Annotated in this window: 15 protein-coding genes; 12 read left to right on the top strand and 3 right to left on the bottom strand. The window is 72.3% G+C overall.

The window, feature by feature from the left end; all coding sequences use genetic code 11:
• Positions 1-9: 9 nt before the first annotated feature.
• Positions 10-768 carry a DUF2510 domain-containing protein gene (locus tag ABZT93_RS06790; RefSeq protein WP_356100006.1) on the top strand — a complete coding sequence of 253 codons (759 nt, stop codon included), beginning with the start codon at positions 10-12 and terminating at the stop codon, positions 766-768.
• Between the two features lies 1 nt (position 769).
• Here ABZT93_RS06790 and ABZT93_RS06785 read toward each other — a convergent pair whose 3' ends face one another.
• Entirely contained in the window at positions 770-1972 is a 1203-nt protein-coding gene (locus ABZT93_RS06785) for an amino acid deaminase/aldolase (RefSeq protein ID WP_356100003.1), read from the bottom strand.
• Positions 1973-3590: 1618 nt separating this feature from the next.
• On the opposite strand from ABZT93_RS06785, the gene ABZT93_RS06780 reads away from it, so the two are divergent.
• Both ABZT93_RS06780 and mycP read left to right on the top strand, forming a co-directional pair.
• On the top strand, positions 3591-4394 hold the full coding sequence (locus ABZT93_RS06780; RefSeq protein ID WP_356100694.1) for a hypothetical protein: 804 nt from the start codon (positions 3591-3593) through the stop codon (positions 4392-4394).
• The gene (gene mycP, locus ABZT93_RS06775; RefSeq protein ID WP_356100000.1) at positions 4391-5575 is read left to right on the top strand and encodes a type VII secretion-associated serine protease mycosin; all 1185 of its coding nucleotides are present in this window, start codon (positions 4391-4393) and stop codon (positions 5573-5575) included. Before ABZT93_RS06780 ends, mycP begins: the two co-directional genes overlap by 4 nt.
• A gap of 15 nt (positions 5576-5590) precedes the next feature.
• Here mycP and ABZT93_RS06770 read toward each other — a convergent pair whose 3' ends face one another.
• Complete coding sequence (locus ABZT93_RS06770) at positions 5591-6580, bottom strand: serine hydrolase (protein ID WP_356099997.1); 990 nt, start codon at positions 6578-6580, stop codon at positions 5591-5593.
• Positions 6581-6730: 150 nt separating this feature from the next.
• Between ABZT93_RS06770 and ABZT93_RS06765 the strand changes: the two genes are divergently transcribed.
• Positions 6731-7462 carry an SseB family protein gene (locus ABZT93_RS06765; RefSeq protein ID WP_356099994.1) on the top strand — a complete coding sequence of 244 codons (732 nt, stop codon included), beginning with the start codon at positions 6731-6733 and terminating at the stop codon, positions 7460-7462.
• A gap of 1 nt (position 7463) precedes the next feature.
• Here ABZT93_RS06765 and ABZT93_RS06760 read toward each other — a convergent pair whose 3' ends face one another.
• Complete coding sequence (locus ABZT93_RS06760) at positions 7464-7829, bottom strand: DUF1844 domain-containing protein (protein ID WP_356099992.1); 366 nt, start codon at positions 7827-7829, stop codon at positions 7464-7466.
• Positions 7830-8201: 372 nt separating this feature from the next.
• On the opposite strand from ABZT93_RS06760, the gene infC reads away from it, so the two are divergent.
• From infC to ABZT93_RS06720, 8 genes are all read left to right on the top strand, one after another.
• The gene (gene infC, locus ABZT93_RS06755) at positions 8202-8885 is read left to right on the top strand and encodes a translation initiation factor IF-3 (RefSeq protein ID WP_356100691.1); all 684 of its coding nucleotides are present in this window, start codon (positions 8202-8204) and stop codon (positions 8883-8885) included.
• 109 nt (positions 8886-8994) lie between these two features.
• Positions 8995-9189, top strand: coding sequence for a 50S ribosomal protein L35 (gene rpmI / locus ABZT93_RS06750; protein WP_003977225.1), 195 nt, complete (start codon positions 8995-8997; stop codon positions 9187-9189).
• Between the two features lie 97 nt (positions 9190-9286).
• Positions 9287-9670 (top strand): 50S ribosomal protein L20, encoded by a 384-nt coding sequence (rplT, locus tag ABZT93_RS06745; RefSeq protein WP_356099989.1) that lies wholly within the window; start codon positions 9287-9289, stop codon positions 9668-9670.
• Between the two features lie 155 nt (positions 9671-9825).
• Positions 9826-10671 (top strand): RNA methyltransferase, encoded by an 846-nt coding sequence (locus ABZT93_RS06740; protein ID WP_356099986.1) that lies wholly within the window; start codon positions 9826-9828, stop codon positions 10669-10671.
• A 49-nt stretch (positions 10672-10720) separates the two neighbouring features.
• Positions 10721-11839, top strand: coding sequence for an ATP-binding protein (locus ABZT93_RS06735; RefSeq protein ID WP_356099983.1), 1119 nt, complete (start codon positions 10721-10723; stop codon positions 11837-11839).
• Positions 11840-11978: 139 nt separating this feature from the next.
• On the top strand, positions 11979-13100 hold the full coding sequence (pheS, locus tag ABZT93_RS06730; RefSeq protein ID WP_125191436.1) for a phenylalanine--tRNA ligase subunit alpha: 1122 nt from the start codon (positions 11979-11981) through the stop codon (positions 13098-13100).
• Positions 13100-15598, top strand: coding sequence for a phenylalanine--tRNA ligase subunit beta (pheT, locus tag ABZT93_RS06725; protein ID WP_356099979.1), 2499 nt, complete (start codon positions 13100-13102; stop codon positions 15596-15598). Before pheS ends, pheT begins: the two co-directional genes overlap by 1 nt.
• A gap of 384 nt (positions 15599-15982) precedes the next feature.
• Positions 15983-17323 carry a transcriptional regulator gene (locus ABZT93_RS06720; protein ID WP_356099976.1) on the top strand — a complete coding sequence of 447 codons (1341 nt, stop codon included), beginning with the start codon at positions 15983-15985 and terminating at the stop codon, positions 17321-17323.
• The last annotated feature ends 4 nt before the right edge of the window (positions 17324-17327 follow it).

The raw sequence follows: 17327 nt of genomic DNA, 5'->3' as shown, positions 1-17327 counted from the left end.
AGTGCCCCCATGAGCAGGACGCTCCCGCCCGGCTGGTACCCGGACCCCGACGCTCCGCGGCTGGAGCGCCGGTGGGACGGGACCGCCTGGACGGACCACCGGCGCGCTCCCGAGGCCCCCGGCCCGCCAGGAGCGGCCGGTGGGGCCTCGGGGCGCGCCAAGGCCCTCGCTCTCACGGTCTCCGGGATCGTCCTCCTCGCCGCGATCGTCAGCGGGGCGTTCGCCCTCGCCCGGGGCGACGGGGACGACGTGGTGGCCGAAACGGCACCGACGGTCGCGAGCCCGTCGCCCACCACGGCCTCCCCGGCCCCCTCCCGCCTGGTCGACGAACTCGACGGCATCAGCCTGCCGTTGCCCGACGGCTGGGTCCCCTCGAAGTACGTCACCCGCGACGACGTCGTGATGACCACGGAGGGCGGCAGGGTCTTCACGCACACACTGCCTGGGAACCCCGGGAACTCCCCGGCAGGGCTCGCCGAGAAGGACGTACCGCGGGCCGCCGACAGTTCCTACGGCGGCATCCGCGGCCATCGGGTCGTGAGGTCGGAGCGCGTCGCCGTCGGTGGACACCCCGGATATCTGGTGCGCTGGCGGGTGCGGACGGCCCAGGGGCCCGGTGGTTACGTCCAGTCGCTGGCCTTCACACCGGGCAGCGGCGGACCCGCGGACGCCGTCGTCGTCCGCTTCGCCTTCGACGCGGGTCCGGGCGGGCCGCCGCTCGCCGACATGGACCGGATCACCCGGGGGATACGGTCGGTCGACCGTTGACTCAGAGGAATGTGTGGCCTTCCCCGCGATACGTCGGGACGGTGGCCGTCACCGCGTCCCCCTCGATCAGATGCAGCGTGTCGAACCGCTCACACAGCTCACCGGCCTTGGCGTGCCGGAACCACACCTTGTCGCCGAGCAGCAGGTCGTCGGCGGGGCCGCCGAGCAGCGGGGTCTGCACCTCGCCGGGCCCCTCCTGCGGGTCGTACTTCAGCCCCTCCGGCAGATACGGCACCGGCAGCCGGTCGGGACCGGCCGCGCCGGAGGCCGGGTAACCGCCGCCGAGGACGGTCACGACACCCACCCCGGGCCTGCGTACGACGGGCATGGCGAACAGGGCCGCCGGACGCCCGCTGAAGGACGTGTAGTTGTCGAACAGCCTCGGCACGTACAGCCCCGAACCCGCGCCGATCTCCGTGACGGCGTCCTCCGCGGCGGTGTGCTGCACACTGCCCGTGCCGCCGCCGTTGACGAACTCCAGGTCCGGCACGACGGCCCGCACCGCACGCACGACGGCGGCGCGGCGCTCGGCCAGTTCCCGGCGGGCGGTGGCCTGCATCAGCCGTACGGCCCGGGAACGCAGCGGCCGTCCGGCGACCGAGTCCCCGACACCGGCGATGTGTCCCTCGTAGGCCATGATCCCCACGACCTCGAACCCGGGGCGGCGGGCCACCGCGCGGGCCATGTCGGCGACCTGGACGGGGGAGTGCAGCGGCGAACGCCGGGCGCCGACGCGGACCTTGCCGCCGAGGAGCTTCAGCGAGGTGTCCAACTCCAGGCAGACGCGGATGACTTCGGCGCCGCCCGCGCGGGCTCCGTCGATGAAGGCGAGCTGAGCGGGGTCGTCGACCATCACCGTCACGGCGGCCGCGAGCTTGGGATCGGCGGCCAGTTCGGCGTACCCGGCACGGTCGGCGGAGGGGTAGGCGAGCAGGATGTCCTCGAAACCGCTCCTCGCGAGCCACAGGGACTCGGCGAGCGTGAAGGACATGATGCCCGCGAAGCCGTCCTTCGCCAGGACGCGTTCGAGCAGCGCCCGGCACCGCACGGACTTGCTGGCGACGCGGATGGGTTTCCCCGCCGCCCGGCGGACGAGATCGTCCGCGTTGGCGTCGAAGGCGTCCAGATCCACGATCGCGACGGGGGCGTCGAGATGGGCGGTGGCCCGGTCGTAACGGGCCCGGTCGGCGGCGCGTGCAGTCATGAACGAAGCCTGCCAGACAGGATTACCGCAGGGTAGGGGGACGTTCCGGGCAGATGCCCCCGGCCTGGCGGACTGGTTCCCGTTCGCCCAGGAACAACCCGTAGAGTGACGCGCACGCACGCAGGGCCGTACGCCCCCCGTCGCCGCCGCGCCGGGATGCCGGCCCTTCCGTGCGGGTATGCGTGCCCGGACGGCGGTCTTCCACACCGACGACTCCGGCGAGGGCCCGCGCACGACCGAACGGGCCCGGACATGAGGAAACGGGGGGTGCATGAGCACGGAAGCACGCCGCGCCTCGATTCCTCCACGGCCGGCTCAGCCGCCGACGGTGGGCGAGAGCGGGCTCCGCTCCGATTCGGCCGACGAGTCGGTCGCGCGAGAGATCGTCGAGCCGGGCGGACGGACGAGGGATGATTCCGACTGGCAGGCCTTCGGCGAGCGGAACCGACGGGGCTCCGCAGCGCCGGCCCGACCGATGTTCGGCGGGTTCGACTGGCAGGGGTCAGGAGAGCCCGACAGCCGCGGGCCCGGCGACACACAGGGACGTGAGCCTGCCTTCGGGAGTGCTGGAACGGACCGACAGGCCCTCGGCGACCTGAGCGCGGCGCGGGATTCCGGCCTGCCGGGTGGGGAGCGGTCCCAGGGACCGACCGCCGCGGGTCGACCTCCGATACGCACGACGAACGGCAGCGGCCCGGCTCCGACGCCGACCCGCGCTGAGGCGGACGCCACGTCGGACGGCCGTGGGGCCGACGGCGACGGTTCCGCCGGTCGAGCCTCCTCGACGCCCGCGCACAACTCCGGCGCGCGGGACACCCGGCGCGAGGAGTCCCCGAGCTCGGGGGCCCCGTACCCCGGCAGCATTCCGCCCCCACCCCCGGCCTCGGCCCGCTTCCCCGACGCTCCACCGGCCTCCGGTGGCGCAGACCCCGGTACGGACGCAGGCCACCGTGGAACCCGCGCCGGCAGCTCCTCGCCGGATGACAGGACCCCTCGGCCCGGCTCGACGACGCCTGTGCCCTCGTCCAGGCCCGAGACCGACCCGTCCTCGCAGCCCACCGACCCACCCAGGCCCGCCCCCGGCCCGATGCCGCCCGTCTCGGGTGGCCGACCGCGCCCGGCGAGCGAGCGGCCGGAGTCGTACGGGCCGAGCGCCGGTGGTGCGTCCGCGTCCGCCTCCACGAACTCGGGCACGACCACTCCCGGCCCGATGCCGCCCGCTTCGGGTGCTCGGCCGCGCTCGGCGGACTCCGCCGGCGCGCACGTGCCGCCCCGGCCGAGGTCGCAGCCGTCCGTGCCCCCGCGTCGTACCGGCGCCCCCGCCGAGACCGCCTCGGAGACGACCTTCCGGATGCGGCCCGTTCCGACGGCCGGGGAGGCCCGTACGGGGTCCGGGTCCCGGGGTGAGTCCGGCGGCACCGCCGTACCGCCCATGCCGGACACCCGCCCCGGGTTCCCGCCGCGCCCCACGCGGGAGGCGCCGGTCTTCGGGCCCCCGGGTACGCCCCCGGCCCCCACCGCACCTCCCCGGACCGCCCCCCTCGCACCCGACCCCGCCCTCTCCTGGAGCGCCGCCCCGCCCCCGCAGGCCCAAGCTCCCGGCAACGGGCGGCCGGTCGTGTCCTTCGGTGAGCCCGAGGTCGGTTACAAGGAGCGGTCGTGGGGAGTGCGGATCCCTCCCCGGATCGCCGCCGTGGCCGCGTGCGTCGTGCTCGGACTCGGGCTCATCGGGGGTGCCGTGACCGGGAGTTGGCTGATCGGTGACTCCGGCGACGAGGCAGGCAGCGACACCTTCACCCAGGCCGGCGAACTGTGGCACAGCGTGCCCGTCGACCAGCTGTTCCCGCCGACCGTGGACGGCCAGGGCGCCGGGCCCGGCGGCGCCGACCGCACCTGGACGCGGATCGCCGTCGCCCCGGACAGCGGCTGCCGAAACGCCTTCGACCCCCTGCTGAGCAAGGCCCTCGCCCCCGTCGGCTGCGAACGCCTCCTGCGCGCCACCTACACCGACGCCACCCAGAGTTACGTGACCACCGTCGGCCTCCTCTTCACCGACGCCGACGCCACCGCCATGCGCGACCTCGACACCCGCTTCACCCGGGAGGGCCTGGAAACCCGCACCGACCTGATGCCCCTCCCGTACGCCGCGAAGAACACCCTCGCGGCGCGGTTCGGCGCCGGGCAGCGGGCCTCCTGGACGATCTCCGTCCTCACCGACGCCCCGGTCGTCGCCTACGCCGTCTCCGGCTGGGCGGACGGCCGCAAGGTCGACACCCCGGAGCCCGCCGAGAAGGCCATGGAGTCCGGCGACACCACCCCCGCCGCCCAGGCCGGTCTCGGCAACGAGGCACAGGGCCTGGCGGACCGTGTCGAGCGTGCCCTGCGCAAGACCGTCACCTCGCCCCCGGAGCAGCCCTCATGAGCGTCACCACCCGCAGGGCAGGGCTCCTGAGCGTCCTCGTCGCCGCCTCCGTGGCCCTCGTCCCGCCCACCGCCGCGCACGCCGACGGCATCCGCGCCAAGCAGTGGGCCCTGGACGCCATGCACACCCAGCAGGCGTGGCAGACCACCAAGGGCGCCGGCGTCACCGTCGCCGTCCTGGACACCGGTGTCGAGAACGACCACCCCGACCTCGTCGGCAACGTCCTCACCGGCAAGGACATGATCGGCTTCGGCGCCACCCGGGGCGACCGCGCCTGGGCCCGGCACGGCACCGCCATGGCCGGCATCATCGCCGGTCACGGACACGGTGTCGGCAACGGCGACGGGGTCATGGGCATCGCACCCGAGGCCAAAATCCTCCCCGTCCGGGTGATCCTGGAGGACGGCGACCCGGCCCGCGCCAAGGCCCGCAACACCCGCGGCAACGCGCTCGCCGAGGGCATCCGCTGGGCCGCCGACCACGGCGCCGACGTCATCAACCTCTCCCTCGGCGACGACTCCGCCTCCGCGCACCCGGAGGCCGGCGAGGACGACGCCGTCCAGTACGCCCTCGAGAAGGGTGCCGTCGTCGTCGCCTCGGCGGGCAACGGCGGCGAGAAGGGCGACCACATCTCCTACCCGGCCGCCTACCCGGGCGTCATCGCCGCCACCGCCGTCGACAAGTTCGGCACCCGTGCCTCCTTCTCCACCCGCCGCTGGTACGCCACGGTCGCGGCCCCCGGCGACGATGTGGTCATCGCCGACCCCGACCACAAGTACTACGAGGGGTGGGGCACCAGCGCCGCCTCCGCGTTCGTCTCGGGCGCGGTCGCCCTCGTCAGGGCCGCCCACCCCGACCTGACGCCCGCGCAGATCAAGCGACTCCTGGAGGACACGGCCCGCAACGCCCCCGTCGGCGGCCGCGACGACTCCCGCGGCTTCGGCTTCGTCGACCCCGCGGCCGCGCTCAAGGCGGCGGACCGTCTGAAGCCGGAGGGCCTGCAGCCGGCCTCCTACGGCGAGAAGTACTTCGGCTCGGGCCCGGACACCGCAAAGTCGGCTGACGACACGGCCAGTTGGGCGGCCCCGCTGGCGGGCGGCCTGGGCGTGGCCCTGTTGGTCACCGCTGTGGTCCTGTGGCGCGGCCGCCGCGGCCCGCGTCGGACCTACGAGGGCTTCTGAGGCAGGGCGGCAGCCTCAGTGAGCCGCCGCACTCGTGGCGTTCGCCGACGCGGACGCGTCCTCACTCCTGAACACGGACACCGCCACCTTCGCCGCCGCCTCCACCAGCGAAATCCCCTTCGCCTGTGTGGAGTTGCCGTTCGACAGCACGGCCACCAGATACTCGTGGCCGTCCACCGTCACCCGTCCGATGCTGTTGACGTCCCACAGTCCGGTCGTACTGCGCGGCAGCCATCCGTTCTTCAGCGCCCAGCCGGACCCGTCGGCCGCGGCCGACACCCCCCACCGCTGATCGGCCTCTATCCGGCCCATCAGCCCCTGGAGGTACGACCGCGAGGCCGCGCTCAGCACCGAGTCGTCACCGAACACCTGCTGGAGCAGGGTGAGTTGATCGGCCGCGGTCGTCTGGGTCAGCCCCCACAGCGCCCCGTCGCCGCCCTCCGTACCGGTGAGCCCGAACTTCTCGTTGGCGGCGTCGAGCCCCGCGGCCTTCCCGATGACGTCCCACAGCGCGGACGCCGAGGTGTTGTCGCTGTTCTCGATCATCGTCGTGGCGTACGCCTTCTCCCCCGCACTGAGCCGCGTTCCCGCCTCCTGGTGCTGGAGCAGCAGCGCCGCCAGGATGTCCACCTTCACGATGCTCGCCGTGTCGAAGGCGCCGTCGCCGTGGACCGCGCTGTCGCCCGACTCCAGGTCGAGCACCGCCGCCGAGACCTTCTGCTCGCCCGTCACGCTCACCGACGTCATGGCGCCGGCCAGCCGCCCGTCGAGATCCACCACCTGCTCCGCCACCGCCGCCTCCTGAGTCCTTGTCGCCGACGAGGGCGAGACCGACGGCGTCGCCGCCGACGATACGGCGCTGTTCCCGGAGTGCGCCTGCGCCTTCACGTACACCGTCCCGCCGGCCGTGGCGCCGACGACGGCGACACAGGCCAGCGCGGTGTACATCAACGGCCGTCGGGGGAACCTGCGGGCGCGGCGTCTGGCGGCTCTGGAGGACTCCATGGCGCCGATGGTCGGGCCGCCGGCTGTGCGGGCCGTTAGACGGACGTTAGAGCTGTGTCAGCGAACTCTGAAAAACCCGTGAAAGCCGTCACGGCCGGGTTTCCGGGCCCGCACAACCGCAGCAGCAAGCCCCCTATAGGGTCGGTGACCGTGGCGAACAAGAACATTCCCGACTCCGGCTTCTCCGACGACGACGGCTCCGCCGATCCCCGGCTGAGCGCGGCGCTCGCGGCCTGGGCCGAGGACCGTGCCGCCGTGGGCCCGGTCCTGGAGGCCCTCAAGGGTGCCCGGCTCCTCGTCCCCGTCGTGGCCGTGCTCGGCGAGGTCGAGGAGGACGAGAACGGGCTGCGCCGCGAGAAGACCAGCGACATGGCCGTCCCCACCCTGAAGGCCGGATCCCGGACCGCCCTGCCGGCCTTCACCTCCACCGACTCGCTGGCCCGCTGGGACCCCGGGGCCCGCCCCGTCGCCGTACCCCTGCACCAGGCGCTGCAGGCAGCCGCGCACGAGAAGGCGGACACCCTGGTGCTGGACCTGGCGGGTCCCGTGCCCTTCGAACTGACCGGCCCCGCGCTGCTCGCGCTCGCCGAGGGCCGGGCGAGCACCGACCCGCTGGCCGACCCGGCCGTCATCGGGGCCGTACGGGACGCCGTCGCCGCCGAGCCCGCCGTGCTCCGCGCCCACCTCGGGCCGGGGCAGGCCGACGGCACCCTGGCCCTGGTGCTGGAGCCGTCCGCGACGCCCACGGTCGCCGCCCAGGCCGTCGCCGAGCGGCTCGCCGCCGACGAGACACTGAGGGCCCGCCTGGTGCGCGGTCTCGACCTGGCAGTCCTGCCGGCCGGGGCCACGCCTCCGGGCGAGCCCTTGTTCGTACGGGGATGAGCTAGCCGTAGATCGGCCCGGTGTACTTCTCGCCGGGGCCCTGGCCCGGCTCGTCCGGGACCAGGGACGCCTCGCGGAAGGCCAGCTGGAGGGACTTCAGGCCGTCCCGGAGCGGAGCGGCGTGGAAGGAGCTGATCTCCGTCGCGCTCCCGTCCATGAGACCGGCGAGGGCGTGGATCAGCTTGCGGGCCTCGTCCAGGTCCTTGTACTTGTCGCCCTCCTCGGTCAGACCGAGCTTCACGGCGGCGGCGCTCATCAGGTTGACCGCGACCGTCACGATCACCTCGACGGCGGGGACCTCGGCGATGTCGCGGGTCATCTCGTCGAAGTCGGGGGAGTCGGGGGACGCGGGAGGGGTGTCACTCATGTCCCACACGATAGGGCCCGGTGCACGCCGGTTCGCACCACCCCCCGGATGCTGCTAACCTTGTGTGACGACCGGCCGGACACATCTGTGTGTAAGTGTGACTGGCCCACAAGTGGAGGCTCCGATCTCCCACCCGACCGCCCCCCGGGACGGCGGGTCACCCCGGTCAGGCGGCCACCATCGTTCCGTACGGACGATGGAGTCGCCCGAAAGCGCGCCCCGTGTCATCGCGGCGGTGCTCCGGCAGTGTTTGGAGCCCCGTCTGTGATCGTCCCGGGGCATTTTTTGTGTCTCGGCGCGGTTAGGTCTGACGAAAAATGACATAAGCGGCTGTCCGCCAGACCGCCGTGTGGTGCTAACCGAGGAGGATCCATCAGCGCCGAGCCCCGCATCAACGACCGGATTCGCGTTCCAGAGGTGCGACTTGTCGGTCCCAGTGGCGAGCAGGTGGGCATCGTCCCCCTGGCCAAGGCACTGGAGCTTGCGCAGGAGTACGACCTGGACCTGGTCGAGGTGGCGGCAACCGCCCGTCCGCCTGTGTGCAAGCTCATGGACTACGGGAAGTTCAAGTACGAGTCGGCCATGAAGGCCCGTGAGGCGCGCAAGAACCAGGCGCACACGGTCATCAAGGAGATGAAGCTCCGGCCGAAGATCGACCCGCACGACTATGACACCAAGAAGGGTCACGTCGTCCGGTTCCTCAAGCAGGGCGACAAGGTCAAGATCACGATCATGTTCCGTGGTCGCGAGCAGTCCCGGCCCGAGCTGGGCTACCGGCTGCTGCAGCGGCTCGCGGAGGACGTGGCCGACCTCGGGTTCGTGGAGTCGAACCCGAAGCAGGACGGCCGGAACATGATCATGGTTCTCGGTCCGCACAAGAAGAAGACCGAGGCGATGGCCGAGGCCCGCCAGGCGCAGGAAGCCCGCAAGGCAGACGCGAAGGCCAACCCCGGCAAGTCGCAGAACGCCGCGGAGTCCGACTACGTCGAGGACGACACCGACGTCGAGGTCGAGGCCGAGGTCGAGGCCCCGGCAGAGGCTCCCGCCGAGGCGTGACCCCGGGGGACGTGAGTCCCCAGGACCCAACCGATACAAGAGCGACGCTCACAGTGCCCGGTTTCAGGACCGGGCACCGGAGCGCCACCGACGAGGAGATAACGGCGCTATGCCGAAGAACAAGTCGCACAGCGGTGCCAGCAAGCGCTTCAAGATCACCGGCTCCGGCAAGGTGCTCCGCGAGCGTGCCGGCAAGCGCCACCTGCTCGAGCACAAGTCGTCCCGCGTGACGCGTCGCCTCACCGGCAACGCCGAGATGGCCCCGGGCGACGCCGCGAAGATCAAGAAGCTTCTCGGCAAGTGAGGCCGGGCGCCCAGCGCCTGAAGCACCTCTAGACCGGGACCCAATCGATACCGGGCCGTGTGAGTCCAACCACGGCCCCGCTACAAGGAGTTAACAAGTGGCACGCGTCAAGCGGGCAGTCAACGCCCACAAGAAGCGCCGGGCGATCCTCGAGGCGGCCTCCGGCTACCGCGGTCAGCGTTCGCGCCTGTACCGCAAGGCCAAGGAGCAGGTCACCCACTCGCTGGTCTACAACTACAACGACCGCAAGAAGCGCAAGGGTGACTTCCGTCGGCTGTGGATCCAGCGCATCAACGCCGCTGCCCGCGCCAACGGCATCACGTACAACCGCTTCATCCAGGGTCTGAACGCGGCGAACATCGAGGTCGACCGCAAGATCCTGGCCGAGCTGGCCGTCAACGACGCGACCGCGTTCGCCGCGCTGGTCGAGGTGGCGCAGAAGGCTCTGCCGTCGGACGTCAACGCCCCCAAGGCTGCGTGACGCCTCGCCGGCTCTAGGCCGACGTGACTTGATGGACCCGTGGGCTTCTGCCTGCGGGTCCGTTGCGTTGAGTGGCGGGGTGGGCGCGGCACCGCCGACTTCCGCCGTCGTGGTTGATCGCCGTTGCGGCGGAAAGTTGGATGAAAGTGAGCGCGATGCCCCCGGTTGCCCCCGAGCTGATCTCCCCCCGTTCCCCCCGAGTCTCCGCCGCCCGGCGGCTCGCCCGGCGGAACTTCCGGGGGAAGGAGCGGCTGTTCCTGGCCGAGGGACCGCAGGCCGTGCGGGAGGCCGCCGGGCACGGGCTGGTGGAGATGTTCGCCACCGTCGAGGCCGCGGAGCGGTACGCCGACATCGTCGGGGAGGCCCGGGCCGTCGACGCCCGTGTGCACCTCGCCTCCGAGGACGTCATCGCCGACATCTCCACCACCGTCACCCCGCAGGGGCTCGTCGGGATCTGCCGGTTCCTCGACACCCCCTTCGAGGAGATCCTCGCCGGCCGCCCCAAGCTCGTCGCGGTGCTCGCGAACGTGCGGGATCCCGGGAACGCCGGGACCGTCCTGCGGTGCGCCGACGCCGCCGGTGCCGAGGCCGTCGTACTGACCGACGCGTCCGTCGATGTCTACAACCCCAAGGCGGTACGGGCCTCCGTGGGCTCCCTGTTCCATCTGCCGGTCGCCGTGGGCGTGCCCGTGGAGGAGGCCGTCGAGGGCCTCAGGCGGGCCGGGGTGCGGATCCTCGCCGCCGACGGGGCCGGCACCGACGACCTCGACGCCGAGCTCGACCAGGGCACCATGGGCGGGCCCACCGCCTGGATCTTCGGCAACGAGGCCTGGGGGCTCCCGGAGGAGACCCGCGCGCTCGCTGACGCCGTGGTGCGCGTACCGATCCACGGAAAGGCCGAGAGCCTGAACCTCGCCACCGCCGCCGCCGTATGTCTCTATGCGTCAGCCCGTGCACAGCGCGCCTCCGGAGGGTGCCGCTCCGTCACCGAGAACCAGTAGGGTGACCAGCTCGGGGGCCCCTCAGACGCCTGAGAGGTGGGGTACGGGGATGAGTGTCGGCACGAGGAGCACGCAAGGCGTGTCCGAGGCCTGTGCCGGTGGTCCCGCCGAGCTCGGCATCGATCCCGACCAGCTGCCCGACGGTCTCGTCGTCGCGGACGAGCAGGGCCGCGTGATCTGCTTCAACGCCGCCGCGGCCCGCATCACCGCCCTGTCCGCCGAGGACACCATCGGCAGGCGGCTGGAGAAGGCCCTTCCGTTAGAGGATCTGGAGGGGCGGCGCTGGTGGCAGCTGACCGATCCCTACGGCGGCCTCGCGATCCGCAGGCGGCAGCCCGAGCGGAACCTGCTGCTGCCGGGCGGCCGTGAGGTCCTCGTCTCCGCCCAGTACGTGCGCACCGAGCCCACCGGACCCGTCCACCGGGTCGTCGTCAGCCTGCGCGACACCGAGGCCCGCCGCCGCACCGAGCGCAGCCACGCCGAGCTGATCGCCACCGTGGCCCACGAGCTCAGGTCCCCGCTCACCTCCGTCAAGGGCTTCACCGCGACCCTCCTCGCCAAGTGGGAGAGGTTCACCGACGACCAGAAGCGGCTGATGCTGGAGACCGTCGACGCGGACGCCGACCGGGTCACCCGGCTCATCGCCGAGCTGCTCGACATTTCGAGGATCGACTCCGGGCGCCTGGAGGTCAGGCGCCAGCCCGTCGACATCGGCGCCGCCGTCGGGCGCCATATCCAGGCCTACGTCGCCGCCGGCCTCGCCGCCGACCGGTTCCTGCTCCGCCTCGAACAGCCGCTGCCCATGCTGTGGGCCGACCCCGACAAGATCGACCAGGTGCTCAGCAACCTGCTCGAAAATGCGGTGCGGCACGGCGAGGGAACCGTCACGATTGACATCACGCCCACGGCGTCCCCCCGCGAAGGGGAGGACACCGGCACGTCGGTCACGGTGAGCGACGAGGGTCCCGGCATCCCGGAGGAGTCCATGAACCGCGTCTTCACCCGCTTCTGGCGGGGCAGCAAGCGCGGTGGCACCGGCCTCGGGCTCTACATCGTCAAGGGCATCGTCGAAGCCCACGGCGGCACCATCACGGTCGGCCGCGGCCCCCAGGGCGGCGCCGAGTTCCGATTTACGTTGCCCGTGAGCGCTCCGGCCTATCTGAGCTGAGTGCCCGCGGGCGCATCCGTACATCCCCACCCCGTTAGACTCGGCCTTTGGCACCCATGTGTCCCATGGACGGCCCTCTGACCTCTGAGTGAGTCGGTGACGGGGACCTTCAGCCAGCCAATCGGAAGCACGGGAAGAGATGTCGGCACCGAACAAGTCGTACGACCCTGTAGAGGTCGAGGCCCTGAAACCGGAAGAGATCGAGCGCATGCGGGAAGAGGCGCTCGCCGCCTTCGCCGCCGCGGACTCCCTCGAAGCGCTCCAGGAGGCCAAGGTCGCTCACACCGGGGGCACCTCCCCGCTGGCCCTCGCCAACCGCGAGATCGGCGCCCTGCCCCCGCACGCCAAGGCAGCCGCCGGCAAGCTCGTCGGCCAGGCCCGGGGCGCGGTGAACAAGGCCCTCGCCGGACGCCAGGCCGAACTGGAGGCCGAGCGCGACCAGCGGGTCCTGGTCGAGGAGGCGGTGGACGTCACACTGCCGTACGACCGCGTACCGGCCGGCGCCCGCCACCCGCTGACCACGCTCTCCGAGCGCATCGAGGACGTCTTCGTGGCCATGGGCTACGAGGTCGCCGAGGGCCCGCAGGTCGAGGCCGAGTGGTTCAACTTCGACGCGCTCAACATCGGCCCGGACCACCCGGCCCGCGGCGAGCAGGACACCTTCTTCGTCGAGGGCCCGCAGGGCGGTACCGAGTCCGGTGTCGTGCTGCGCACCCACACCTCGCCCGTGCAGATCCGCTCGCTGCTCTCGCGGGACCTGCCGGTGTACGTGATCTGCCCCGGTGTCGTCTACCGCACCGACGAGCTGGACGCCACGCACACCCCGGTCTTCCGCCAGGTCGAACTGCTGGCCGTCGACGAGGGCCTGACCATGGCCGACCTCAAGGGCACCATGGACCACATGGTCCAGGCCCTGTTCGGCGAGGGCATGAAGACCCGGCTGCGCCCGAACTTCTTCCCCTTCACCGAGCCGTCCGCCGAGATGGACATGGTCTGTTACGTGTGCCGCGGCGAGTCCGTCGGCAACCCCGACCGCCCCTGCCGTACCTGCTCCTCCGAGGGCTGGATCGAGCTGGGCGGCTGCGGGATGGTCAACCCCAAGGTGCTGACCGCCTGTGGCGTGGACCCGCAGAAGTACAGCGGCTTCGCCTTCGGGTTCGGCATCGAGCGGATGCTGATGTTCCGCCACAACGTCGAGGACATGCGAGACATGGTCGAGGGTGACGTCCGGTTCACCCGGCCGTTCGGGATGGAGATCTGATGCGGGTCCCGCTTTCTTGGCTGCGGGAGTACGTCGACCTGCCGGCGACCGAAACCGGCCGTGACGTCCAGGCCAAGCTCGTTTCCGCGGGCCTCGAGGTCGAGACCGTCGAGCACCTCGGCGCCGACCTCAAGGGCCCCCTGGTCGTCGGCCAGGTGCTGACCATCGAGGAGCTGGAGGGCTTCAAGAAGCCGATCCGCTTCTGCACGGTCGACGTCGGCCAGGCCAACGGCACCGGCGAGCCGCAGGAGATCGTCTGCGGCGCCCGGAACTTCGCCGTCGGCGACAAGGTCGTCGTGGTGCTCCCGGGGGCCACGCTGCCCGGCGGTTTCTCCATCTCCGCCCGCAAGACGTACGGCAGGACCTCCCACGGCATGATCTGCTCGGGCGACGAGCTGGGCATGGGCGACGACGGCAGCCACGGCATCATCGTGCTGCCCCCGGAGACCGAGGTCGGCAAGGACGCCATCGAGCTCCTGGAGCTGGTCGACGAGGTCCTGGACATCGCCGTCACCGCCAACCGCGGCGACTGCCTGTCCATCCGGGGCGTGGCCCGCGAGGCCGCGATCGCCTACGGCCTGCCGCTGCGCGACCCGGCCCTGCTCGACGTCCCGGGCCCGAACGCCTTCGGCTACCCGGTCCAGGTCTCCGACCCGTTCGGCTGCGACCGCTTCACCGCGCGCACCGTCACCGGTCTGAGCCCCGAGGCCCGCTCCCCGCTCTGGCTCCAGCGCCGGATCCAGAAGGTCGGCATGCGCCCGATCTCGCTCGCCGTCGACGTCACCAACTACGTGATGATGGAGCTCGGCCAGCCGCTGCACGCCTACGACCGCTCCCTGATCCAGGGCACCATCGGTGTCCGCCGGGCCGCGGAGGGCGAGCAGATCAAGACCCTCGACGGCGTCGAGCGGAAGCTGCACGCCGAGGACCTGGTCATCACGGACGAGCGCGGGCCGATCGGCCTCGCGGGTGTCATGGGCGGCGCCAACACCGAGATCGCCGACCACGCCGAGGGTGAAGGCACGACCGACGTCGTCATCGAGGCCGCGCACTTCGACGCGGTCGCCATCGCGCGTACGGCCCGTCGCCACAAGCTGTCCTCCGAGGCGTCCCGGCGCTTCGAGCGCGGTGTCGACCCGCAGGCCGCCGCCGCTGCCGCGCAGCGCACGGTCGACCTCCTTGTGCTGCTCGCGGGCGGCACCGCCGAGGCCGGGGTCACCGAGGTCGTCGCCCCGTCGGCCCCGCACACGATCAGCGTCCCGGCGGACCACCCGGACAAGGTCGCGGGTGTCTCCTACGGCCGCGAGACCGTCGTACGGCGTCTCCAGGAGGTCGGTTGCGACGTGTACGGGCAGGACGAGCTCATCGTCACCGTGCCGTCCTGGCGTCCCGACCTCCAGGAGATCAACGACCTGGCCGAAGAGGTCATCCGGCTGGAGGGCTACGAGAACCTGCCCTCCACGCTGCCCAGGCCGCCGGCCGGCCGTGGCCTGACCCACCGCCAGCGGCTGCACCGCCGGGCGGGCCGGGTGCTGGCCGGTGCCGGGTACGTCGAGGCGCCGAACTACCCCTTCGTGAGCGAGCAGGTCTTCGACCAGCTCGGCCTGGAGGCCGACGACCCGGCCCGCCGGGTCGTCAAGCTGACGAACCCGCTCAACGACGAGGAGCCCGCGCTGCGGACCTCGCTGCTGCCGGGTCTGCTCGGTGCGCTGCGGCGCAACGACGGGCGGGGTTCGCACGATCTGGCGCTGTTCGAGACCGGGCTGGTCTTCCTGCCGCGCTCGGAGCAGCGGGTGGCCGCGGTGCTGCCGGTCGACCGGCGTCCCACGGACGAGGAGTTCGCCGAGCTGGACGCCGCGCTGCCGGAGCAGCCGCGGCACGTGGCCGTGGTGCTGGCCGGTGCCCGGGAACAGGCCGGCTGGTGGGGCAAGGGCCGTCCGGCCGACTGGGCCGACGCGGTCGAGGCCGGTCGCCTGGTCGCGCGCGAGGCCGGGGCCGAACTGGTGGTCCGCCGTGGGCAGTACGGGCCGTGGCACCCGGGCCGGTGTGCCGAGTTCGTCGTCGGCGACACCGTGGTGGGGCACGCCGGTGAGCTGCACCCGCGCGTCGTGAAGGCGTTCGGGCTGCCCGCGCGCACCTGTGCGATGGAGCTGGACCTGGACGTCCTGGAGGCGGTCGGCGACGACACCCCGCAGGCGCCGGCCATCTCCACCTTCCCGGTGGCCACGCAGGATGTCGCCCTGGTCGTCGACAAGTTCGTGCCGCACGCCGAGGTCGAGGCCGCGCTGCGTGAGGGCGCGGGCGAACTCCTCGAGGCGATCCGGCTGTTCGACGTGTACGAGAACGAGGAGCAGCTGGGGGACGGGCGGAAGTCGCTGGCGTACGCGTTGCGCTTCCGCGCGAGTGACCGGACGCTGACCGTGGACGAGGCTTCCGCGGCGCGGGACGCGGCGGTGGCCCTGGCGGGGGAGCGGACAGGTGCGGTCCTGAGGGCCTAGCCGCCGTCGGGCCGCGCCTCCACATGGGTGAGTTCACCCGGTGATCCGGCCCGTGTGGTCCTGCGTTCGACAGAATCGGACCGGCCTTTCGAGGCCGGTCCGATCGCGTGTGCGGGGCCTGGGAAAGGGGCCGTCGGCATGATGTGCACCGGCAACACACCTCCCGTGGCGCCCCCTTGGTCTTGGTCCAAGCCCACGGCCAGGCCACCGCACTGTACGAGGGGGAGCCGGCGGCCCGGCCGGCCTCTTGCGAGGCAGTTCAGTCAACCGGGTGAGAACTCTCCGCGACAGCGCGCACACCCTGCGGATTCGGACACTCCGTTCACACCCCGTGTGAAGACGGACCCACTAATCTGTCGGCACCGAGCCACCCGGGGGGCACAGATGCAGCCCAACACTCTGCTCGACGCGATTCTCGACGAAGCCGGGATCTCGCACGCGGGGCTTGCCGCACATGTGAATCAGGCCGGGCGCGCACGCGGCCTCGCACTCAGGTACGAACACACCGCCGTGGCACGGTGGTTGAAGGGCCAGCGGCCGCGCGGCCAGGTGCCCGACCTGATCTGCGAGGTACTCGCGGGCCGCCTCCAACGCCCCGTCACCCTCGACGACATCGGCCTCGGCGTCCCCGGTGAACCGTCCGTCCCGCACGGCACCTCCCTGTCCGGATTCGTCGAGCGGGCCACCGCCCTGTGGCGCTCGGACGAACAGCAGCGCCCGCACATCCTGGGCGCCCCCGCGGTCACCGGCACGCCCGCCGTCATGCCCGTGTGGGAGTGGGAGAACCCGCCCGAGGATGTCGACGTCTCCCGTGGCGGCCGGCACCGGGTCACCACCGCCGACATCGAGATGCTCCGCGCAGCCCGCACCCACTACGAGCAGATGTACCGCAAGGCCGGCGGCGTGGCGACCCGCAGCCGGATCGTCGGCTTCCTGAACGCCGAGGCCGCCCCGCTGCTGCGGGGCAGCTACACCGACGAGACCGGCCGCCAACTGCACCGCGCCACCGGCGGGTTGGTCGCCGTCGCCGGCATCTGCGCCTACGACTCCGACGCGCACGGCCTCGCCCAGCGCTACTTCCACCAGGCTCTCCGGCTAGCCAAGGCCAGCGGCGACCGCGGACTCGGCGCCTACGTCATCGCCCTGCTGGTCAACCAGTCCCTGTTCATGCGGGAGTACCGCCAGGCCGTCGCCTTCGCCGAGGCCGCGCTGCGGGCCGCGGGCAGGCACATCACCCCGGCGCTCGCCTGCGACCTCTACGCGATGCAGGCCAAGGCGTACGCCCACCTCGGCGACGGCACGACCGCCCTGTCCTGCATCCGGCGGGCCGAGCAGGCCGCCGAACGCATCCGGCGCGGGTACGAGCCCGACGAGACCGGCTATGTCCAGCCGGGCCTCGTCAACGTCCAGGTGGCGGAGGCGCTTCTGAGTCTCGGCGAGCTCGCGGCGGCGGCCGCACACGCGGCGGCCGCCGTCGACAACCCGGCCCACGACCGGGGCCGGGTGCACCGGCTCGCCATGCTCAGCACGATCGAGCTGCGCCAGGGCAACGCGGACAAGGCGGTGGCCACCGCCGTGCAGATGGCGGAACAGGCCCGGGGAATGGAGTCCCAGCGCCTGCGCGACAGACTCAGAGCGGTGCGCGAACACCTGGCCCGCAGTGGCTGCTCGGGCACCGCCGCGGCGGCCGAACTGATCGACGGCGCACTGCGCGTGCCCCTGTAGGTCG

The organism is Streptomyces sp. NPDC005303 (assembly GCF_040607335.1).
In the GTDB taxonomy this organism is placed as follows: Bacteria; Actinomycetota; Actinomycetes; order Streptomycetales; family Streptomycetaceae; genus Streptomyces.
This window is presented reverse-complemented; position numbering and strand designations above follow the sequence as displayed.

What these genes read in the sequence shown, in the direction of transcription:
- ABZT93_RS06790 (WP_356100006.1), top strand. Translation starts at nt 10, where the DNA reads ATGAGCAGGACGCTCCCGCCCGGCTGGTACCCGGACCCCGACGCTCCG.
- ABZT93_RS06785 (WP_356100003.1), bottom strand. Translation starts at nt 1,972, where the DNA reads ATGACTGCACGCGCCGCCGACCGGGCCCGTTACGACCGGGCCACCGCC.
- mycP (WP_356100000.1), top strand. Translation starts at nt 4,391, where the DNA reads ATGAGCGTCACCACCCGCAGGGCAGGGCTCCTGAGCGTCCTCGTCGCC.
- ABZT93_RS06770 (WP_356099997.1), bottom strand. Translation starts at nt 6,580, where the DNA reads ATGGAGTCCTCCAGAGCCGCCAGACGCCGCGCCCGCAGGTTCCCCCGA.
- ABZT93_RS06760 (WP_356099992.1), bottom strand. Translation starts at nt 7,829, where the DNA reads ATGAGTGACACCCCTCCCGCGTCCCCCGACTCCCCCGACTTCGACGAG.
- rpmI (WP_003977225.1), top strand. Translation starts at nt 8,995, where the DNA reads ATGCCGAAGAACAAGTCGCACAGCGGTGCCAGCAAGCGCTTCAAGATC.
- ABZT93_RS06740 (WP_356099986.1), top strand. Translation starts at nt 9,826, where the DNA reads ATGCCCCCGGTTGCCCCCGAGCTGATCTCCCCCCGTTCCCCCCGAGTC.
- ABZT93_RS06735 (WP_356099983.1), top strand. Translation starts at nt 10,721, where the DNA reads ATGAGTGTCGGCACGAGGAGCACGCAAGGCGTGTCCGAGGCCTGTGCC.
- pheS (WP_125191436.1), top strand. Translation starts at nt 11,979, where the DNA reads ATGTCGGCACCGAACAAGTCGTACGACCCTGTAGAGGTCGAGGCCCTG.
- pheT (WP_356099979.1), top strand. Translation starts at nt 13,100, where the DNA reads ATGCGGGTCCCGCTTTCTTGGCTGCGGGAGTACGTCGACCTGCCGGCG.
- ABZT93_RS06720 (WP_356099976.1), top strand. Translation starts at nt 15,983, where the DNA reads ATGCAGCCCAACACTCTGCTCGACGCGATTCTCGACGAAGCCGGGATC.